18 protein-coding genes are annotated in these 20,806 nt (G+C 64.6%); 11 read left to right on the forward strand and 7 right to left on the reverse strand.

What is annotated here, in order from left to right; genetic code table 11:
- From VFV09_10975 to VFV09_11000, 6 genes are all read left to right on the forward strand, one after another.
- Window positions 1-868: helicase-related protein (locus tag VFV09_10975; GenBank protein ID HEU4868238.1), on the forward strand; the 868-nt coding region annotated here is incomplete at its 5' end.
- A complete protein-coding gene (locus tag VFV09_10980; protein HEU4868239.1) occupies window positions 861-1,379 on the forward strand; it encodes a hypothetical protein in 519 nt (172 codons plus the stop codon). The genes VFV09_10975 and VFV09_10980, both read left to right, overlap by 8 nt.
- A 120-nt stretch (window positions 1,380-1,499) precedes the next feature.
- The gene (gene uvrA / locus VFV09_10985) at window positions 1,500-4,358 is read left to right on the forward strand and encodes an excinuclease ABC subunit UvrA (protein HEU4868240.1); all 2,859 of its coding nucleotides are present in this window, start codon (window positions 1,500-1,502) and stop codon (window positions 4,356-4,358) included.
- 270 nt (window positions 4,359-4,628) lie between these two features.
- Window positions 4,629-5,141 carry a hypothetical protein gene (locus VFV09_10990; protein ID HEU4868241.1) on the forward strand — a complete coding sequence of 171 codons (513 nt, stop codon included), beginning with the start codon at window positions 4,629-4,631 and terminating at the stop codon, window positions 5,139-5,141.
- A 6-nt stretch (window positions 5,142-5,147) separates the two neighbouring features.
- The gene (locus VFV09_10995) at window positions 5,148-6,335 is read left to right on the forward strand and encodes a hypothetical protein (protein HEU4868242.1); all 1,188 of its coding nucleotides are present in this window, start codon (window positions 5,148-5,150) and stop codon (window positions 6,333-6,335) included.
- The gene (locus VFV09_11000; GenBank protein ID HEU4868243.1) at window positions 6,332-8,713 is read left to right on the forward strand and encodes a lanthionine synthetase LanC family protein; all 2,382 of its coding nucleotides are present in this window, start codon (window positions 6,332-6,334) and stop codon (window positions 8,711-8,713) included. The genes VFV09_10995 and VFV09_11000 overlap by 4 nt, the downstream gene beginning before the upstream one ends.
- 10 nt (window positions 8,714-8,723) lie before the next feature.
- On the opposite strand, the gene VFV09_11005 is transcribed toward VFV09_11000, so the two are convergent.
- Window positions 8,724-10,898, reverse strand: coding sequence for a PEP/pyruvate-binding domain-containing protein (locus VFV09_11005; GenBank protein HEU4868244.1), 2,175 nt, complete (start codon window positions 10,896-10,898; stop codon window positions 8,724-8,726).
- Between the two features lie 132 nt (window positions 10,899-11,030).
- On the opposite strand from VFV09_11005, the gene VFV09_11010 reads away from it, so the two are divergent.
- Window positions 11,031-11,486, forward strand: a complete 456-nt coding sequence (locus VFV09_11010; protein ID HEU4868245.1) for a DUF2269 family protein — start codon at window positions 11,031-11,033, stop codon at window positions 11,484-11,486.
- A 2-nt stretch (window positions 11,487-11,488) separates the two neighbouring features.
- Here VFV09_11010 and VFV09_11015 read toward each other — a convergent pair whose 3' ends face one another.
- Complete coding sequence (locus VFV09_11015) at window positions 11,489-11,986, reverse strand: GNAT family N-acetyltransferase (protein HEU4868246.1); 498 nt, start codon at window positions 11,984-11,986, stop codon at window positions 11,489-11,491.
- Between the two features lie 65 nt (window positions 11,987-12,051).
- Window positions 12,052-12,750, reverse strand: coding sequence for a Bax inhibitor-1 family protein (locus VFV09_11020; protein ID HEU4868247.1), 699 nt, complete (start codon window positions 12,748-12,750; stop codon window positions 12,052-12,054).
- A gap of 140 nt (window positions 12,751-12,890) precedes the next feature.
- Here VFV09_11020 and uvrC point away from each other — a divergent pair, with 140 nt between their 5' ends.
- Entirely contained in the window at window positions 12,891-14,747 is a 1,857-nt protein-coding gene (gene uvrC, locus VFV09_11025; GenBank protein HEU4868248.1) for an excinuclease ABC subunit UvrC, read from the forward strand.
- 7 nt (window positions 14,748-14,754) lie between these two features.
- A complete protein-coding gene (gene rapZ, locus VFV09_11030) occupies window positions 14,755-15,636 on the forward strand; it encodes an RNase adapter RapZ (protein ID HEU4868249.1) in 882 nt (293 codons plus the stop codon).
- A gap of 14 nt (window positions 15,637-15,650) precedes the next feature.
- Here the strand turns inward: rapZ and VFV09_11035 are convergent, their stop codons facing one another.
- Window positions 15,651-16,487 carry a caspase family protein gene (locus tag VFV09_11035; GenBank protein HEU4868250.1) on the reverse strand — a complete coding sequence of 279 codons (837 nt, stop codon included), beginning with the start codon at window positions 16,485-16,487 and terminating at the stop codon, window positions 15,651-15,653.
- 88 nt (window positions 16,488-16,575) lie between these two features.
- Between VFV09_11035 and VFV09_11040 the strand changes: the two genes are divergently transcribed.
- Window positions 16,576-17,205, forward strand: coding sequence for a class E sortase (locus VFV09_11040; protein ID HEU4868251.1), 630 nt, complete (start codon window positions 16,576-16,578; stop codon window positions 17,203-17,205).
- A 286-nt stretch (window positions 17,206-17,491) separates the two neighbouring features.
- The gene (locus tag VFV09_11045; protein ID HEU4868252.1) at window positions 17,492-18,553 is read left to right on the forward strand and encodes a hypothetical protein; all 1,062 of its coding nucleotides are present in this window, start codon (window positions 17,492-17,494) and stop codon (window positions 18,551-18,553) included.
- Between the two features lie 85 nt (window positions 18,554-18,638).
- Here the strand turns inward: VFV09_11045 and VFV09_11050 are convergent, their stop codons facing one another.
- The 3 genes from VFV09_11050 to VFV09_11060 are packed head-to-tail and all read right to left on the reverse strand — an operon-like array spanning window position 18,639 to window position 20,732.
- Window positions 18,639-18,926 carry a hypothetical protein gene (locus VFV09_11050; protein HEU4868253.1) on the reverse strand — a complete coding sequence of 96 codons (288 nt, stop codon included), beginning with the start codon at window positions 18,924-18,926 and terminating at the stop codon, window positions 18,639-18,641.
- A 32-nt stretch (window positions 18,927-18,958) separates the two neighbouring features.
- Window positions 18,959-19,735 (reverse strand): ABC transporter permease, encoded by a 777-nt coding sequence (locus VFV09_11055; protein ID HEU4868254.1) that lies wholly within the window; start codon window positions 19,733-19,735, stop codon window positions 18,959-18,961.
- Entirely contained in the window at window positions 19,722-20,732 is a 1,011-nt protein-coding gene (locus VFV09_11060; protein ID HEU4868255.1) for an ABC transporter ATP-binding protein, read from the reverse strand. The genes VFV09_11055 and VFV09_11060 overlap by 14 nt, the downstream gene beginning before the upstream one ends.
- Window positions 20,733-20,806 lie beyond the last annotated feature (74 nt).

Below are 20,806 nucleotides of genomic sequence, written 5' to 3' on the forward strand. Positions count from 1 at the left end.
GGAGTTCACCGAGAAGGTCAAACAGGTCGTGTTCCTTTCCGCGACCCCGAGCGCCTACGAGCTCCAGGTTTCCAAGAACGTCGTCGAGCAGGTCGTCCGCCCGACCGGACTCATCGACCCCGAGGTGATCGTGAAGCCGACCAAGGGGCAGGTCGACGACCTGATCGAGGAGGTCCGCAAGCGGGCCGAGGCGGGGGAGCGAATCCTCGTCACCACGCTGACCAAGAAGATGTCCGAGGACCTGACCGACTATCTGCTCGAGATGGGGATCCGTGTCCGGTACCTGCACGCGGAGATCGACACGATCCAGCGGATCGAGATCCTGCGCGACCTCCGGCTGGGCGAGTTCGACGTCCTGGTCGGCATCAACCTGCTGCGGGAGGGTCTCGACCTTCCCGAGGTGGCGCTGGTGGCGATCCTGGACGCCGACAAGGAGGGGTTCCTGCGCTCCCAGACCTCGCTCATCCAGACCATGGGGCGGGCGGCCCGGAACGTCGAGGGCCAGGTCATCATGTACGCCGACAACGTCACCGACTCCATGCGGGCCGCCATCTCGGAGGCCACCCGGAGGCGGGAGATCCAGCTGGCGTACAACGCCGAGCACGGGATCAACCCGTCGACCATCCGCCGCAACATCTCGGACATTCTGCTGGGCGCAGAGTCCGGCGGCGCCCCGCTCCCGAAGGGCCGGGGACGGCGCGCCCGGCAGCGGGAGGAGCTGGGCCTGCCGAGAGACGAGCTGGTGCGGCTGGTGCAGTCGTTGGAGTCGGAGATGCACGAGGCGGCCAAGAGCCTGCGTTTCGAGTACGCTGCCCGCTTGCGAGACGAAGTCTCCGACCTGAAGCGGGAGCTCAAAGCACTTGCCTGATTTCGACCCGACCACAAACGGCCACCCCAAGTCCAACGGACAGGCCGGCGGTAAATCCTCAGCCTCCGGACCCCGGCGCGGCGGGGGCATCCTTCTGATGGCCGTGGTTTCCGCCATGACCGGCCTCAACCTCATGCTCGGCGGAGGTTTGGGCTTCGTGGTGGGCGCTTTGACCGACGCAGGGGACGCCACCCCGGCCCTGGTTGTGTTGGGGGCCGGGCTCGGCGCGGCTGCTGGGGTGTTTTTCGGGGTTCGGGTCGCTCTGGGCTTTGGGGGCTCCAGCGGCATCAGTTCGCAGAAATGGCTGACCGCCTGGGGTTTCGCCGGCCTGGTGGGGTCTATCGCCCTGGCCGCCCTGGTCGCCAGCCCGTTGACCCCGATCATCTGCATCCTTCTGCCCGGCCTGGCAGCGGCTTTGGGGGACCGGTACTCGGTCAAGAAGCACCTGGCGGCCACCGGGCAGGCCAAGCCGAAGCCGAAGGTCCGGGAGCAGGAAGAAGCTCCGGAGTAGCCCGCTCGAAAAGTGGGAAACTCGAACATATGATCGATCAAGCCGGCACAGGCATGGGACAATACAGATATGGAGAAGGATGCCTTCGGCAGCTGATTTGACGGCGATCCTTCGGCTCGCGTGAGCACTAAGAAACGGGCCGGTGCGGCCACCGATCTGGTCATCCGTGGGGCGAGGGAGCACAACCTCAAGGACGTTCACCTTGAGCTCCCGCGTGACGCAATGATCGTGTTTACCGGGATCTCCGGGTCGGGGAAGTCGTCTCTGGCGTTCGACACCATCTACGCAGAGGGGCAGCGGCGCTACGTCGAGAGCCTCTCCTCCTACGCGCGCCAGTTTCTCGGGCAGATGCAGAAGCCGGAGGTGGACTTCATCGAGGGGCTGTCGCCGGCGATCTCGATCGACCAAAAGTCGGCTTCCCGCAACCCGCGGTCGACGGTCGGCACGATCACCGAGATCTACGACTACCTCCGCCTGCTCTACGCCCGCATCGGCAAGCAGCACTGCTGGAACTGCGGCCGCCCGATCGCCCGGCAGACCCCGGAGCAGATCGTCGACCAGGTGATGGAGCTGCCGATGGGCACCAAGTTCCAGGTGCTTGCGCCGATCATCCAGGGCAAGAAGGGGGAGTACGAAACCCTCCTGGAGGACCTGGCGAAGAAGGGGTACGCCCGGGCCAAGGTCGACGGCGAGCTGCTGGACCTGTCGGAGAAGCACCGGCTCGACCGGTACTACAAGCACAACATCGAGGTGGTGGTCGACCGCCTGGTGCTCAAAGAGGGAATCACCCGCCGGCTGACCGACTCCATCGAGACCGCCCTGGGCCTGGCCGAAGGGCTAGTGACCATCGACCTGGTGGACGAGGATCGCACCATCGGGTATTCGCAGAGCGCCGCCTGCCTGAACTGCGGGCTGTCGTTCGACGAGCTAGCACCCCGGAACTTCAGCTTCAACACGCCCTACGGCGCGTGCCCCCGCTGCGACGGCCTGGGGACCCACCTGGAGGTCGACGCCTCGCTGATCGTAAGCAACGACGAGCTTTCGATCTCCACCGGCGCGATCCGGCCCTGGTCGGCCGCCAAGGCCGAGTACTTCATCCGGATGATGGACGCAGTTTCCGAGAAGTTCGGCTTCTCCATCGACACACCGTGGGCCGAACTGACCGACACCCAGCGCGAGGTCATCTTCCACGGGACCGGCGAGGAGCAGGTGTTCATCAAGTACAAGAACCGGTACGGCCGGACCCGGCAGTATCACACGACGTTCGAGGGGGTAGTGCCCTGGCTGGAGCGCCGCCGGACCGAGACCGAGTCGGAGTTCGCCCGGGAGCGCATCGAGCAGTTCTTCCGGGAGGTTCCGTGCCCGGCCTGCAACGGCGCCCGACTGAAGCCGGAGGCGCTGGCGGTTCTGGTCGACGGGAAGAACATCTGGGAGCTGAGCCGGATGGCGATCCTGGACGCCGAGAAGTTCCTTGGGTCGCTGGACCTGTCGGAGCGGGACCACTCCATCGCCGACCGGGTCCTGAAGGAGATCAACGAGCGGCTGGGGTTTCTCATCGACGTCGGCTTGGACTACCTGTCGGTCGAGCGGTCGGCGGCGACCCTTGCCGGCGGGGAGGCGCAGCGCATCCGGCTGGCCACCCAGATCGGCAGTGGGCTGGTAGGGGTGCTCTACATCCTGGACGAGCCGTCGATCGGGCTGCACCAGCGGGACAACAAGCGGCTGATCGAGACGCTCCTGCGGCTGAAGCATCTCGGCAACACACTGATCGTCGTCGAGCACGACGAGGAGACCATCGCGGTGGCGGACTACGTGGTCGACATCGGCCCCGGGGCGGGCGAGCACGGCGGAGAGGTCGTCTACGCCGGGCCGGTCAAGGGCCTGCTGAAAGCAAAGAACTCCCTAACAGGCGGGTACCTGTCCGGGCGGCTGAAGATCGATGTCCCGAAGAAGCGCCGCACGCCGGGGGAGTCGGCCCTGACCGTTATCGGGGCGAACGAGCACAACCTGAAGGACCTGGACGTCCGGTTCCCGCTGGGAGTGTTCACGGCGGTGACGGGAGTCTCGGGCTCGGGTAAGTCGACCCTGGTGAACGAGATCCTCTACCGGGCGGTCCACCGGCACCTGTTCCGGGACGCCAAACACCTGCCCGGCCGCCATAGGAAGGTGGAGGGGCTGGGGGGCGTCGACAAGGTCATCGACATCGACCAGTCGCCCATCGGCCGTACCCCCCGGTCGAACCCCGCCACCTACACCGGCGTCTTCGACAGCATCCGCACCCTGTTCTCCCAAACGGAAGAAGCCCGCATGCGGGGCTACCAGCCGGGGCGGTTCTCCTTCAACGTGAAGGGCGGGCGCTGCGAGAACTGCCAGGGCGACGGCCAGATCAAGATCGAGATGTACTTCCTGCCCGACATGTACGTCACCTGCGAGATCTGCAAGGGCCGCCGGTACAACCGGGACACGCTGGACGTCCACTACAAGGGCAAAACCATTGCCGAGGTGCTTGAGATGAGCATCGAGGAGGCGCTGGACCTGTTCCGGCCGATCCCCAAGATCGCCCGGCACCTGCAGACGCTGAGCGACGTGGGCCTTGGCTACGTGCGGCTCGGCCAGCCGGCGCCGACGCTCTCCGGCGGCGAGGCGCAGCGGGTGAAACTGGCCACCGAGCTGGCGAAGCGTGCCACCGGCCAGACGCTGTACATCCTGGACGAGCCGACCACCGGCCTGCACTTCGAGGACATCTCCAAACTGCTGAAGGTCCTCCACGGCCTGGTCGACAAGGGGAACTCGGTGGTGGTCATCGAACACAACCTCGACGTGATCAAGACCGCCGACTGGATCATCGACCTCGGCCCGGAGGGCGGCGGCGGGGGCGGAAGGATCGTCGCCGAGGGAACTCCGGAGGAGGTGGCGGGGATCAGTGCGTCACATACCGGCCGTTTCCTCAAGCCGGTTTTGGCAGGGCGCTCCGCGTAAAGGCCTCGCTGCCCGAAGTTGACCGGGGCATTTCACTCTGTCAAATCTAGGTACTTTTGGTGCCCGATCCTACTGGTATGACTCTTGTTGTCACTCTCCCCTCGCCACATGATTTGAACGTCGCCATTGTGCGGCGAAACAGGTAGCTCGGCGGTCCCCGAGCCTGAGCCTGAGAAGGCGGCGTCCCGAGTTGGTCTAGCCGTCACTCGGGAAGCGGCGGGCTTCTACGGTCGGGATCGTTTACCTGGGGGCGGGGGAAGGATTTTTGTGATGAGTGAGTTCGTGTTCAGAAACCTCTCGGTAAAGCTAATGCCGGAGTTGGAGGAGAAGTTCGGGCCGGGGTGCCCGCGCTGCAGCGTCGTGGCCAGCATTCCATGTGGCCCGTGCAGCCAGCTGATCAGCGTCCCTACCGGCTGCCTTCGGTGCAGCCAGTTCGTCAGCATTCCATGTGGCCCGTGCAGCCAGCTGATCAGCGTCCCTACCGATTGCGGATGGTGCAGTCAGCAGATCTCGTGCCCGGGCGGGTCTATTCGTTGTCTCGGGATCAGTTGCGGCGGCGGCAGCCGGCTCGACATCTTCGAGGAAATCGCAATCAATCCTGCCCAGGATCTCGGGGTCCTGAAGCAGCAACTGCAAGGTGCGCTGGCGGAGGTTGAGGCCCAGGAAGCCGCTCTGGCGTCCGCGGCAAAGCCGAAGTCGGTGGAGGAGATCGACGAGCTCAAGAAGCAGCTCTTGGCTGCGGTAGAAGAGCTTGACGAGCAGCGCGCGGCTTTCGAGGGATAGACGTCAATGGCCAAGCCGGTGGTGGGACTGAGCGCGGCTCTGGACCGAGATGTCCGTCTGAATCCCGCCTACCGGCTTTGGAACCTTGCCGAGCTCCCAGAGGCCGAACGCAAGGCGCTCTGGGACCTCGGCGTGGACCCCCTCCTGGCCCACGGGCTCATCACTGCGGATGCCGGCTCCGGCCTGCCCGACAAAGTAGTCGACCGGGCCGGTACCGACCTGCTGGACGAACTCCGTTGCTCAGCGCATTTCCCGGTCGACGCTGTAGAACGCTTTCTCCCACTCCTTTTGGACGATGTGCTGCAGGTGGACCTGGATGGTGAATTTGTCGGGGGTCCCCGGGCCTACCTCAATCTGGCTGGTGACCCGGACGAGTGGCCGGCGCTCGACCGGCTGGCCGGGCTCTCTCAGAACGCCGTCGGGTACGCGGAGCGGCTGGGCTCGTTCTCAGTGGAACACCTCACCGCGCGCCTTTACTGCTTCTTCCGCATCCCCTTGGCACCTCGCTGGCGCCATCGCTACCCGGATATGGACTCCGTTCTGGAGATCGTGGGGCATAACAATCCCCGATCTTCCCTAACGCGGCACTGGACCCGCTACGGGGAGAGCTTGAGTGAGGATTGGATCTCCTGGCGCCGGAAGGACGAGCACCCCCTTCGGGCCGCGGCCTTCCCCTACAAGCTCTACATCAGCCCGGCGATGGAGGCGATCGAGGATGCGATGACCGTCATGGTCGACGCACTGACAGAATCCGGCGCGATGGCATTCAAATTGGGGTCCGACGCGCCGGGGTTGCTTCGCCCGGACAAAGCCGTGGTGTACCTAAGGGACAATGTCGAGTTGGAGCGGGTGGCCCGGGCAGTGGAGCGAGCTCTGGGAGGGTTCCCGGCGCACGGCGTGCCATTCACTGCTCAATTGGCAGAAGAGGGCCTGATCTCTTGGGGAGGGGACCCCGAGGCGGGAGAGGAGCCGGTAGGAGCCGAAACCGAAAGTTGGAGGCTGTCGATCTGTCGAAGGTTGGCCGAGAATCTGGTGGCGGCCGGCCGGGCAGGGCTAAAGCAGGGATGGCCGGCACGTTTTGCACTGGCCCGGCTGGCGCTCGACGGCGTCGACGTGACGACATTCGCCCCGTCGGGGCTGGAGCCACCTCGGCAGAAGCGAGCTGCACTCAAACCAGAGTTGGTCCAGGCATGAAGATGACGGAAGAGTTCATCCTTGCGCCGGACGTGATGATCATCGATGTCAAATATCTGCCGCGTGCAGTGCGGGATGAAATCGGAGCCGAGGGCGGCTTTGCTCTTACCCAGCCCCGGGCCAGGTCCGCGTCCAGCCTGATCGACGCCGCGATGGCCGGACTGCTGAACGAGTTCAGGTCGGAGTCAACCATCGTGCATGCGGTGATCCGGTTCAGCCGGCAGCACGACCTGGACCCGGAAGAGACGCTGACCGGATCTTTCCCCGTGCTGAAGCAATGCATCGACCAGGGCTATCTCGTGCCTCCCGGGACCGAGTTCGCCACGACCCGGGAGGTTCTTTTGACCGTGGGGGCGTCGGTGGAGGCGGGGACGGTTTTGCGCTGTGTACAGGTCCTAGAGGACACCGAGATCTATCAGCTTGCGTGCTGCGACGGGACGTTCGCCGCGCTGAAGGCAATCCGGCCGGGGAGAAGTGGATTCGCCTCCGGCGCCCTTGAGCGAGAGCGGCGGATCCTTGAGCACCTGGACGGTCGCGTCGGACCCCGGTTGTTGGGAACCGGCTATCTGCAAGACAATGCCTGGCTTGCGATGGAATGGTGCGAAGGGGTGAGCGCAGCAGTGGCGGGCGCCGCCCGTCGGAGCGGTTTCGGAGAAGCGGCGCTGCTCGACCTCTGCCGGCAGATAGCTCTCGCCTACCAGGAGCTCCACGATCTGGGCGTGGTTCATGGTGATGTCCACCCACAAAACATGATGATCGGGCGGAACGGATCTGTGCGTCTGATCGACTTCGGCTTGGGGAGGCTCCTCGGCGAGCCGATAAACGGTTTGCCTACCCCACGGGGAGGAGTGCCCGCATACTTCGACCCTGCCTACGCGACCGCCCTCGCCGAAGGGCGACCCGTCCCTGCCGCGAGCATTGAGTCCGATCTCTATTCAATGGCCGCGGTGATCTACGAGATGATGACCGGCTCGCCCTACCTGGACCTTTCGATCGAGCCGGCTGAGATGTACCGGCAGATCCGGGAGGACCCGCCGCTCCCATTCACAAGACGGGGAAGGTCCGCATGGCCCGGGGTTGAAAACGTCCTGCGGCAGGCACTGGCCAAGGATCCGGCAGACCGTTTCCCGAACGCCGGGGCCCTCGCAGGCGCGCTGGCTGTAGAGTCACCTGCCCCGGCCGGGGCAAGTGGGTTCCGGCGAAAGAGTGGGACAGGTTTGGAATCGGTGCTCGAATCCTTCCTTTCCCGGGTCGGCCCCGGCGGGCAATGGTTCGAGAACGGGCTACCCAACCAGCCCAGCTGTTCGGTCGCCTATGGGGGGGCAGGAGTCGCGGCTGCTCTACACCGGATTGCCTGCCTGCAGGAACGACCGGATCTCCTAACTCTGGCCGACGAATGGATAGTGCGATCTGAGCGAGGGTCGCAATCGCTCGGTGCGTTCCACAACGCGGATCTCCAGGTAACTCCCGACGTAACCGGCAGGGTCAGCCTTTTTCATGCCCGTAGCGGAATCCGAGCGGTACAAGCTCTGATCAGCAATGCACTGGTGGATCCCTACGCCCGGCAGGAGGCGATCGAGCAGTTCGTATCGGAGTCCGAGCAGCCGTGCGACAACCTGGACCTAACGGTAGGACGGGCGAGCACGGTGCTCGGATCGAGCCTGCTAATCGAAGCAGTCGGCGAATCCCGATACTGCGACTCCCAGCGCCTTCTCAATCTCGGCAACCGGACCCTGGCCGGCATTTGGGACGAGCTGGACACCATGCCCCCCATCCGGGACGCCCGGAAACTAAATCACCTCGGGATCGCTCACGGGTGGGCCGGCCTGCTTTACGTCACGCTGCGGTGGTGCCGGGCCGCCGGCCTGGAGCACCCGGCGGCGCTGGAGACCCGCTTGGGGGAGCTGGCCGATCTCTCAGTGGCCAGCGGCATGGGCGCCCACTGGCCCTGGACAAACGACCCCGGAAGGGAAGGCAACGTCATGCCCGGCTGGTGCAACGGTACGGCGGGACACGTGCACCTGTGGACCCTTGCTCATTCGGTGCTGAAGGAGCAGAGGTGGGGTGAGTTGGCGGAGCAATCGGCGTGGGACACCTACATCTCGGCAGGAGGGATCAGCCAACTTTGTTGTGGGCTAGCCGGTCAGTCTTACGCTCTCCTGGAAGCCTACCGTCACTTCGGCGAGCAGCGATGGTTGAGCGCAGCTTTGGAGCTGGGCGCGCGGGCAGCCGCCGGGCTCGGAGACGAGCCACTAGCAAAAGACGGACTTATCCCCGGCAGCCTCCACAAGGGCGACGTTGGGATCGCAGTCCTGGCAGCCGACCTGTCCCGGCCGGAGCAGGCCGCCATGCCGGTCTTTGCCGCCGAAGGCTGGTAGGGCAGACCCACTATCTCCCCGCGAACTCCCGGACCTGTTTGCACACGAACTGCCCGTTTTCCAGCAGCTTGAACTCCATGTCCAGCGACTTCGGCTTGTCGCTGTCGACCACAACGAAGTCGCAGTCGCCCGGGTAGTAGGTCGGGTCCGCCGCGCAGTACGCCTTCTCCACCGCCACTGCGATTTCCACAAGCTCCAGCGTGCTCTCCCGGCTCAGGACCGGCTTGGTTCGCTCCGGTCCGTCCTTGACCGGTTTGGCGAAGCGGGTAATTGTGATCGACGTCGGCTCCTCGCCGAGCCCGATGCCCGCAACCGATACTTCCGTCCACGTCCCTGGGTCGGGGTTGGTGACCAGGTTGTTGCCCTCCTGGATTGACAGCGAGTAGCCGAAGACGCCGGTGGCGTTCACCACCCGGGTGATCACCACGGCGTTGGCTGCCACCGGGGACTCGGTGTCGTAGGTCGGGACTATGGCCGACCCCATGGCAACCGTGGCGTGGTCGATCCGGGCAAAAGACCGCTCCTCGATCGCCCGCTTGTTCCAGAGGCTGGCGTAGACACCCTTGACCGCGCAGGCCACCGACTTGGGCTTGACCTTGCGTTTGACCTCGCTGCCCTCGTCCTCCTCCTCGATCACACACGACCAGTCCGGGTTGTCCTTTTTGGCAACCGTCGAGGAGTAGCTATCGTGCAACCCGGCGCCGTCGAAGTTGGGAATGTCCTCCGCATTGGCGCTGGACCGGATCTTCACCTTCTCCACCCCCGGAAGGGCCGAGGCGAATTTGGCCTTGATCGCGGCCAGGTCATCGTCCGGCAGCCGGCCGCTCATAAAGAGACCCTGCACCTCCCCGGCCAGCATCACCCGTTCGGCGGGGGAGAGGACGCCGGCCTTCTCGGCGGCGACCAGTGCCTTCAGCTTGGCCCGCAGGAATGCGTTGGGCGGGTGGTCGACGAAGTTGCGGTAGAAGGTGAGCGGGAGGCCAAATCCCTCAGGAACCAGGTCGTATCCGAGGTCCGCACTGCGTGTACCCGGCTGACTCAACCTGCCGAGCGCATCTTTATGCACCAGGAACCCGATGTTTGCCGCTTTCCCGCCGTAGCGCGAAGACGTGGCCAGCGCATCGGCAGCCGAGCCGGCGGCCATCTCGTCGTAGGTTCGGATCTGCGTCTCGTCGTCCCAAACCAGCGGCACCCACGGACGGTTGTTGCGCTCGGCGAGCTTGGCGGCTACCTCCTCATCCGACGACTCCTCCAGAGTGAAATCGTCCTTGGCAACCGTCAGGTGGACCGGCTTGTCCGCCCAGGGGGCCAGCCTGGGGTGCTCCGGGCCGGCGTCTCGCAGCACCATGTTCGGCGTGCCGCGCTCCTTGGACTTGAGGTTTACGTGCGAGTTGGCGTCCTGGACCGCCTTGGTCATCACTCCGGCCACCACTGAAAGGTCGAGCGGAAGCTCCTCGAAGACCGGTATGTCGGCGGGGGAGAGTTCGTCGTTGCTCTCCGGGAAAATCCTGAGGTACCCCCATGCCTCGCCCACGTTCATCGGCAGGTACACGATCGACCCCAGGATCCGGTCGAGCGGCACCACCTCGATTCCTGCCGCCGCCAGGTCCGTAGCGACCGTCGCGGTGGTCTGCTGCTGGCCCGCAGGTACGAAAGCAAAGCGCGCGCCCTGGATCTTGATGGCAGCTTTGACCGCGGTGACCGCCTTGAGGACATCCCCTTCGCTGATCAGGTCCTGCGGGTAGAACTGCAGGCCGTAGAGGGGCTCTGCGCCGCCATCCAGAAAGTAGGTGTGGACCACTCCGGCGACGTAGCGGGACTTGGGCTGGGTGAAGTAGGTGATCCGGTTGAACTCGTCCAGCCCCTCGGGCGCTCCCAGCGCCTCCCGGGCGAAGAAGTAGTGGTACTGGGCGGAGTCGGGGACGCTGCCGTTCTGCGTGAAGTTGCCGTTGATGAAGTGTGGGGTGGGCTCGCCGCTGCGGAGGTCGATCAGGAACTTGGCCAGGCGGCCGTTGGCCACCAGGTCGCCGGCGGGGATGGAGATGGCCGAGAAGGTCGCTTCGTCGGGTATCGATGAGTGGTCCAAAGGCAGGGCGCCCTCGGGGGGGACGGTGGGAACGGGGGGTGCTACGAGGGAAGCGAATCCTGCGGGTTCGGACGGCAGGCGCGTTAAAAATCCGAGCATGTGACCTCCTTGGCGTTGGCTACCGAAAGCCTAATTCCTGTACGGGCCCCGGCATCGGTAAATTTGCGAGACCGCTTCCATCTGCCCGGCCGCCCCTTGTATCCTCCCTCTCCCAATAACAAGGAGGGTTGCTTGTACGACTTCCTGCTCTTCGTGCACGTGCTGGCTGCGGTTATCTGGGTGGGCGGCGGGCTTGCGCTGAACATCGTCGGCACGAGGCTGGCGAATGCTTCGGGACCCGAGGCGATGTCCGGGTTCGCCCGGCAGGTCGAGTTCATCGGACAGCGGGTCTTCGCCCCGGTTTCCGGAATTCTGTTCCTGGTCGGGGTGTTCATGACGCTCGACCGCTGGAGCTTCAAGGACCTGTGGATCGCCATCGGCGTCGTCGGGTTCCTTTACTCCGCAATCACCGGCGCTGCAATTCTCGGCCCGCTGTCCGGAAAGACCGGAAAGCTGATCGCCGAGCGTGGAGCCGACGACCCCCAAGTGGCGTCCAACATCAAGAAGCTCTTTATGTTCGGCCGGGTGGAGGCGCTGGTGATGGTCCTCGTCATCGCAGCGATGACCATGAAGCCCACTCTCGGCTGAGGCTAAAGCTCCATCAGGTAGGCGATAACCGTTACTCCCGCATACTCGACATCCAGCTCAGGAGCCCGTTGAAACCCGAGGCTCTCGTGAAGGCCGATTGCGGCCGACATGAACGAGATCGTGTGAAGCAGCATCCGGGTCCTCCCGAGCCTGCGGGCGCGCTCCAGGCATTCGGTCATCAGTGCCCGTCCAACCCCCTGGCCCCGGGCCGACGGAAGGACAGCGAGCGTTCTTAAGCAGGCCCAGTCCGCAGGTACACCATCTTCGTAAAACCTGCCGTCGGGGTAGAACGTGATCGATCCGACCGGCTCGCCGTCGCGCTCGGCAACAATCACCTCGGTGTGCTCGTCGTTCATCAGCTGGGGCACCTCTGCCGCGAATCCGGCCTTGAACTCGTCGTCGACGAAGGCGTCGTAGTCGCCGTACGCCGACATCACGACATCGGCCAGGGGACCGTACTCCTGCGGGAGCGCGTCACGAATTACGAGTCGAGGTGTCACCCGTTGAATTCTAGCCAAGCCCAAAAAAGCCCACCCCGAAGGGTGGGCTTTCTTAACTGCTGCCTCTAGTCCCGGCTCATGAACAGCCGCAGGACGTACCAGAACATCAGGGCCACTGCACCGAAAAGCTCGAGGGCTGCCGAGACGTAGCGGTCCTCGGGATAGGTGCGCAGGATCTTCGATGTCGAGTAGAGGATGGCTCCGCCTGCAAACGCCACCATGGCGACCGAGAAGAACGTGCCCAGCTGGAACCCGAAGAGCACCGAGCCGACGATCAACAGCAGGGCCACGACGCCGCCCCACTTGAGGAAGACGCCGAGGAACGAAAAGTCCTTGCCGCTCGAGACTGCGATCGCAGTCAGGCCGGCAAAGCCGATCAGGGTGACCACTGCGGCGCTCGAGATAGCCCCGGGCGCAAATCGATCGGCCATGACCAGAAGCGGGACGAAGATGACGGCTTCCGCCAGGACGTACGCCCCGAGAGCGGCGTACTGGGCTGCCGGGGACTGCGCCCGGGCCGCGGCCCAGCTTGCGAAGTATCCGACGATCATGAAGCCGCCGAGGACCAGCAGCCAGTTGCGGCTGAGCATGGCCTCGGCCATCGGCTCGGCGACCCCGGTGGTGAAAAGGAGTACTTCGATCGCCGTGAATGCAGCGATCGCTGCGAACAGGTGTCCGTAGGTCCTGGAGATAAAGCGGGCGCGCGAGCTCGCATCCAGCGAACCAACTGGGGTCCGAAGCTCTGCGGGCATCGAATTTGCCATGAAGCAAACCTCCTCTTTGCGGGGCCGCCGGCGTCTTTTACGACGGTCAACTTCCCTACAAAAAGTGTACTCCTGCCCACAAGCAAGGCTTCCGGCACATCCCGGAATGGGGCTCGCGCAGCGGTCGTTAACATTTAGGTATGAGAATCACGAAGGATTGGCGGCCGCCCACTGCCGACATCCCCGACTCAGCCGGCGTCTACCTTTTCCGCGACGCCTCCGGCCGGGTGGTCTACGTCGGCAAGGCCAAATCGCTCAAGCACCGGGTTCCCAACTACTTCGGGACCGGCCTGCACCCGCGGACGGCCTCGCTGCTGGAGAACGCCGCCGAGGTCGAGTGGATCATGACGAACAACGAGGTCGAGGCGCTTCAGCTCGAAGTCGTCTTGATCAAGGAGCACCAGCCCAGGTTCAACGTCAAGTACCGGGACGACAAGTCGTACCCCTACCTCACGATCAGCTTCAGCGAAGCGATCCCCCGGGCGAAGGTCACCAGGGGGAAGAAGAACAAGTTCGACCGCTACTACGGACCCTACGCACACGCCTACGCGATCCGGGAGACCCTCGACCTGCTTCTCAGGGTCTTCCCGATCCGCACCTGTAGCAAGGGCGTCTTCGACCGGGCAGCCCGGAGCGGCCGGCCGTGCCTGCTCTTCCACATCGGCCGCTGCTCCGGCCCCTGCGTCGGGGAGGTCACCCCCGACCAGCACCTGGAGATCGTCAAGAACTTCTGCGCCTTCCTGGACGGCGAGCACGACACGATCCTGAAGGACCTCCAGCAGCAGATGGAGACCGCGGCGGAAGCCCAGGAGTACGAGCAGGCCGCCCGGGCCCGGGACCGGCTGATCGCGGTGCAAAAGGTGATCCAGCGCCAGGAGATGGTGGGCAGCAGGAGGGAGGACTTCGACGCCATCGCCTACGCCGGCGACGACCTGGAGGCGTCGTTCCAGGTCTTTTTCGTCCGGGGTGGCCGGATGGTCGGGCGCAAGGGCTTCATCGTCGACCGGGTGGAGGCGCTCACCGAGCCCGAGCTGGTCCACACCTTCCTCGAGTCGCTCTACGCCGACTTCCAGGAGGTGCCGAAAAACGTGCTGGTGACCACCGCGCCGGAGTCCCCCGAGCTGCTCGAGGCGTGGCTGACCGAACGCCGCGGCTCGATGGTCCGTATCAAGGTCCCCGAGCGGGGCTCCAAGCGCCGGCTCCTGGAGACCGTGGAGCGCAACGCCAAGGAGGCGTTCGACCGCAACCGGCTCAAGCGGTCCGCCGACTTTGCCTCCCGCTCCCGGGCGCTGACCGACCTGCAGGAGCAGCTCGGCCTTCCCGAGGCGCCGTTACGGATCGAGTGCTTCGACATCTCCAACCTCGGCCCGACCGACGTTGTCGCCTCAATGGTGGTTTTCGAAGACGCCCTGCCGAAGAAGTCGGACTACCGCAAGTTCAAGATCGCCGGGGTCGCCGGCCAGGACGACTTCGCGTCGATGGGGGAGGTCATCGAGCGCCGGTTCGCCCGCTACCTGAAGGACAGGGACCTGCCGGTGGAGCGCAAGGGGCGTTTCGCCTACCCGCCCAGCCTGGTGGTGGTCGACGGGGGGAAGGGCCAGCTCAACCGGGCGGTAGAGGTGATGGCGGCGATGGGGATCACCGACGTGCCGGTGGTGTCACTGGCCAAACGCCTGGAGGAGGTCTTCGTCCCAGGGCGACCGGACCCGATCATCCTGCCCCGCGGGTCCGAGGCCCTATACCTGCTCCAGCGCATCCGGGACGAGGCGCACCGCTTTGCGATCACCTTCCAGCGCCAGCAGCGGGGCAAGCGCATGACCGAGAGCACCCTGGACCGACTCCCCGGAGTCGGTCCGGCCCGGCGCAAGGCGCTCCTGCGGCACTTCGGGTCGACCAAGGGCCTCCGGGCGGCGACGCCCGAGCAGATCTCCGAGGTGCCGGGCATAGGCAGCGGACTTGCCGAAAAGATCCACGAACTGCTCCAATCCGCTGTCTAATGGAGTAGTGAACGGCACCGTCCCACCCAAACCCCGATTCACGATCATCACCGGCCTGTCGGGCGCCGGCCGGTCCGAGAGCGCCAAGTGCCTCGAGGACCTCGGTTACTTCGTCATCGACAACCTTCCGCCGGCCCTCATCGAGAAGATGGCCGAGCTCGTCACCGTCCCCGGCAGCAAGGTGAATCAGGTCGCCCTGGTGGTCGACGCCAGGGGCGGGGAGTTCTTCCCGGAGCTCGAGAAGTCGCTCGCCCAGCTCGAGGAGAGGGGCGTGGAGCACCGGATCCTGTTCCTGGAGGCCCGGGAGCGGACTCTGGTCCGCCGGTTCGTCCAGACCCGCCGCCGCCACCCGCTCGCCGAGGGGGACCGCATCATCGAGGGGATCCTCGAGGAGCGGGCGATCATGGCGCCGCTTCGAGAGCAGGCCGACGTGATCATCGACACCAGCGACCTCAACGTCCACGAGCTGAGGGACAAGATCTCGTCCCTGTTCGCCGAGCAGCACCCGGGATCCGGGATGGCGGTCAACGTGATCTCGTTCGGGTACAAGCACGGGCTGCCGCTGGACGCCGACATCGTCCTCGACTGCCGCTTCCTACCGAACCCCCACTGGGTGGAGGAGCTGCGCCCCCTCAACGGGACCAACCGCAAGGTCCGCGGGTACGTGTTGAACGCCCCGGAGACCGAGCCGTTCCTGGCCAAGGTCCGGGCGATGATCTCCACGATGCTCCCGGGCTTCGTCCGGGAGGGCCGCCACTACCTGACGATCGCCGTCGGCTGCACCGGCGGCAAACACCGCTCGGTGGTGATCACCGACGAGATCGCACGCTACGTGAAGGAGAAGGGCTTCGGCTCAACCGTGGTCCACCGGGACCTGGAGAAGGAGTAGCCCCTACTGTCTGATTACAGACAGATGATCAGCAGGATGCACTGTTTGGGCGGGGTAGCTGCCGCCGTCGAAGCTGCGCCAGGCGCCGGGAACCAGTCCGACTCCTCGCCGCCGGCGATGTAGGGGTGCTGCGGTGACGGGCTCTGGCCGGCAGTCATCCGGGCGGCAGTCGTGGCCGCATTCGGAAGCGCTTCCCGCAGGGTCACGTGACCGTCGCCGTTGAGGTCGCCGCCGCCGTTCAGCATCGCTTGCCGAACCAGCGCCTGGGTCCACACGGACGTGGAGGTCGGCGGGTACTCGAAACCTTTTTCGCTCTCCTGGGAGGCGCCGGTGAACAGCCGGCGAGGGCTGGAGATGCCGTGGTCGAAACCGGCCGACTCGCAGTTGGCCAGGTCGATCCAGGCGTGGCCTCGCAGGCGCTTCATGGACTCGGCGAACTCGTCGTCGGAGATAAACCGGTTGTCGGACGGCCACAGGTACTCGTGGGGGCCTCCGGTGGAGTCGCCGCTGCCCATCTGCTTGGTGTGGCCCGAGAAGTGGAAGACGCAGTAGGAGCTTTCGTTGCAGTTGTCGATAAGCCACTGGATGCCCTGGCGGATTCCGGCGGCGGTGGCCGCTCCGTCCGTCAGCACCCTGACGCGGTCGTCGCGGAAGCCGCCCTTCGAAAGAAGCTCCTTGAAGGCCATGGCATCGCCGACGGCCCCGATGTTGTCCCGCGTCCGGCCGATGTGGTCGTTCACTCCGATGATGAGGGCCCACTTGTCGTCGCCCTGGGGCGGGGCGGCAATTACGGGCAGGGCAGCCGGGACAAGTGCTGCCAGAACAACGAACACGACAAGTAGTCGCCGCAAGTGTGCCTCCTCGTCGGGGTGTGAGAAGCGCCATCCTAGCATCGGGCTCTGGGGCGGCTCCGTATCCAAAACGTATTAGATTGGGTGGATGCCCCTTAGCCTTTCCCCGCGAAAGCGCAAACTAATCTCCCGGGTCCTGACCCTCGCTGCCGTCCTGACGATGGCTGCCGGTGCTGTGCTCATCGGCCAGCCTTTCTATACCGACCTCCAGGCGGACAGGACCCAAAAGGACCTCGGCAAGGCCCTGAAGACGGCGACGGTCCGTGAGGCATTCGAAGAGAACGCGGTCGAGGAGGCGAGCCCGGTCACCCGGCTGCTCATCCCGAAGCTGGGCGTCGACACGATCGTTGTCGAGGGGACATCCAAAGAGGCGCTGGACGCAGGCGCCGGCCACTACAGCAACACTCCTCTGCCCGGGATGGGCGGGAACGTCGGGATCGCAGGCCACCGAACCACCTACGGCAAGCCCTTCGCAGACATCGACCAGCTCACGACAGGGGACCGGGTCGAGCTCGAGACCCCGATCGGAAACTACGTCTACGAGATGGTCGAGCCGTTCGACGGCCACGCCAACCCCTGGGTCATCGAGCCGAACGACTGGTCTGTGGTCGGCCCGACCGACGAGTCGATGCTCACGCTCACCACCTGCCACCCCAAGCGCAGCGCCGCACAGCGTCTTGTCGCCCGCCTCAAGCTGGTCGAGTCCCCCGGGAAGTAACCTTCTGCGCCTGCTCGTCGTTCACCTTTAAAGAAGGGAATTCGGCAAGGCGGGCGAAGTATGGCGCACGGCGGATGAATCCAGTAGAGTCCTGCATATCGCGAATAGAATTCGTCGAACCTGAAGCCAAATGCTGGCCGAAAAGTGCTGTAAACCTGGTTTGCGAACTTGTTGGCAGGCTAGGATTCAAACTTGATAGCCCAAGAGGTTGAGCAAGCCTTTATAAAGGAGAGTAATAGTGCGGAAGAAACTCCTCAGAAGTGCAGTACTGATTCCACTTGTACTAATGATCGGGGCTCTGAGCGGTCCGGCTTTCGCCACCCCACTCATCGGCGCGTCGGCAAAGGCCTACGGCCTAAAGCTTGACCTGCTTGGCGCCAACCTGATCCCCGAAACCCCGACCTTCTCGGTTTCCGGCATCAACCAGGGTGCGGATAACCTCGTTGAGGTCGACCTCAGCCAGACCGCCTTCGTAGGAGCAGCGGGCGCAAAGGCAATCACCCGTCAGGCAACTACCCTTGACGCTGAGACTCCGGCGAACTTCATCACGGTGACTCAGCCCGCAGGGGCGCCCAAGCCGGCTCTGTACAACGCGCAGGCATATGCACGTACCGCCGGCGCCGTTGCACTGGCCTCCGAAGACCCGACGACCGACGCAGTTCTGAGCACCGTTCGGTCGCTGCTCGGCGGCGAAACTGAGCTCCTGGCCGTGGATGGCGTTTCATCCGAGGCGCTTGTTTCATGCGTTGCCGGCCAGCCCGTCTTCGCAGGTGGAACTCTGCTCACCGGCGTCGAGCTGCTGGGTGCATCCCTCACCGACTCGCTGGACGGAACGGTCAACCAGGTTGTCGACCTCACCGGTTCACTCCTGAACGGTATTCTCGGCGCCCGAGTGGTGGCCAACGAGCAGGTTCAGACCGCTAACGGCCTGTCTGTGAACGGTCTTCACGTCACCATCCCAGGCATCATCGACGTCATCGTTGCCCACAGCGAAGTCACCGGCGCCACCTGCGCACCGGTCAAGCAGTGCAACGACGGAATCGACAATGACGGCGATGGCCGGATCGACTTCCCGAACGACCCCGAGTGCAAGTCTGCCGATGACGACAGCGAAGCACCCGAGTGCTCGAACGCCAAGGACGATGATGGCGACGGCAAGATCGACCGTGCCGACCCAGGGTGTTACCACAATGGGCGACTAACGGGTAACTACGATCCGAATGACGACAACGAGGCAGACCTACTTCCGAGAACGGGTGGTAACAACGCTCTGATGGGCTTTGTGATCCTCGCCGGTGGTGGCCTGATGTTGATCGCCGGCCGCAAGCTCCGCAAGAGCGAAGGCTAAACACCTAGACAACACCGCTTCATAAAAGAGGCGCACCCCTTCGGGGGTGCGCCTCTTTGCTTTTCTGCCTGCCTTTCGAAGCCCTCTAGAAGTCCTCGTCCGGGTTGTCGCCCGGCTTGCGGCCCCAGCGCCACCGGGGCCGCGGCCCCTTCTTTAAGGAGATCAGGATCAGTCCTGCCGTGGCGGCGGTGAACAGGATCACAAAGAACCCGGCCTCCTTGGCGGCCACTGCCTCCGGGGCGTCCAGGAAGGCGGGGACCAGTGCGAGCACGACGATCATGTACCCCACCACCACCGCCCAGCCCTGCCAGGTAGCCGGGATGAATCCCCAGCCGTAACGCTTGCGCTTGAACCAGTAGTGCGATTTGTCCATGCCCCAGAGTAGGCCCCGGACGGCAGGGGTGCTTAGCGGTTGCGTTCCTTACGAACGAACAGCGCGGTGCCGATGGCGAGGAAGATGCCGAACATGATGGCCATGACGGTCAGGTTGGTGACCGGGTTGAGGAGGACCACTTCGTCGTATTCGTTCCTGCCGAAGTAGTAGGTGGAGCGCAGAAGGTCCACGGCGTAGCGCATAGGTGCCAGGCTGGAGAAAAAGTCCAGGACCGGAGGAAGGTTCGTTATCGGGTTGAAGACCCCGGCCAGGAAGAACTGAGGCAGGAGCAGGAACGGGAAGACCTGGTTGGCCGACCGCTGGTTGCGCAGGTTCGACAGGACGATCACGCCAAATCCGGCCCCGAGCAGGCTTGCCGCGAGAGCGACCGGGAAGAGCGCCAGCGCCCGGGGGATGGTCATCCCGACGTCCAGGATGAAGCTGAAGATCACCAGGGCCAGGCCCTGGGGGAGCGCAACCATCGTCTCGCCGACCGTCTTGCCGAGAATGATCGAGTAGCGGGAAATCGGGGTGATGAAGATCTCCTGGCTGAAGTCCTCCTCCCGGTCGGCGATCAGGGAGATGACGCCGCTGGCGGCCGACTGAAACAGTGTCTGGGCCAGCACCCCGGTGAAGGTGAAGGTGAGCAGGTTGAAGTCGGCGTTGCCGAAGCTGGCCTGCAGCGACCCTCCGAGGACCGTGATGAAGATCAGCGGGAAGATCAGGGACGATACCAGGCGGGCCGGGTCCCGCAGCAGCTTCATGAAGTCCCGCTGGGCGATGGAAAGGATCGCGTTAACCTGGTGCATCGGGCTTCTTCAGTACGGCGATGTAGGCGTCTTCCAGGGTCGGCAGGTGGGTCCGGACGCTGGTGAGCGGGGTGTCTATCGACTTGAGAATCGAGTGCACGGTCGTCCCGTTGAGCTGCACCTTGAACTCCCGGCCCGGCATGAACTCGATCTTGAGGCTCTCCAGCTCCCGGGTCAGGGCCCCCGGGTCCGAGGGGGTGACCAGCAGGTACTCCTCCACCAGGTCCTTCTTGATGTCCTCCGGGGAACCGAAGGAGACGATCTTGCCCCCGTCGATGATGCAGATGGTGTCGGCCTCCTCGGCCTCCTCCAGGTAGTGGGTGGTTAGGAACACGGTTGCGCCGGTCTTCTCACGGATCTCTTTCAGGTACTCCCAGAGGTTGCGGCGGGAGTCGGCGTCCAGCCCGGCGGTCGGCTCGTCCAGGAACAGCACCTTCGGCCGGTGCATGAGGCTGCGGACGATCTCGAGTTTGCGCTTCATGCCGCCCGAGAACCGCTTTACCGGCTTGAACATCTCAGCCTTCAGCCCGAGGACGTCGGACAGCTCCTTGAACCTTGCCCTGTACGCAGCGGGCATCAACCGGTAGGCCGGACGCCAGGGGTAGAGGCCGTAGAGAATCGCATGGAAGCGGACGTTCTCCTCAGCGGTGAGCGCCAGGTCCAGGCTCGGCTGCTGAAAGACGATGCCCACCTGGCTCCGAACCTGGTTTGACTGCGACTTGGAGTCGTAGCCCCCGATCTTCACCGTCCCGGAGGTGGGGAGCAGGGTCGTGGTCAAGATCGAGATGGTGGTCGTCTTACCGGCGCCGTTGGGGCCCAGAAGGGCGAAGAACTCGCCCTCCTTCACCTCGAAGCTGATTCCGTCGACCGCGTTCGTGTCGGACTTTTTGTATCGCTTCACCAGGTCCCTGACCTCGATGACGGTCTGCGGGACGCGTTCCGAGAAGGGCGCCGGGGCTGGCCCAGACTCCGGCTCAGGAGTGCGTGACTGTGTCATTTTCAGCCTAAGTAAGGGGGTTCGGGGGGGAGTCGGGGGGTGTCCCCCCGACTGGCGGGGCGTTTTCGTTGATA

This window comes from Actinomycetota bacterium, assembly GCA_035759705.1.
Taxonomy (GTDB): Bacteria; Actinomycetota; CADDZG01; order JAHWKV01; family JAHWKV01; genus JAJCYE01.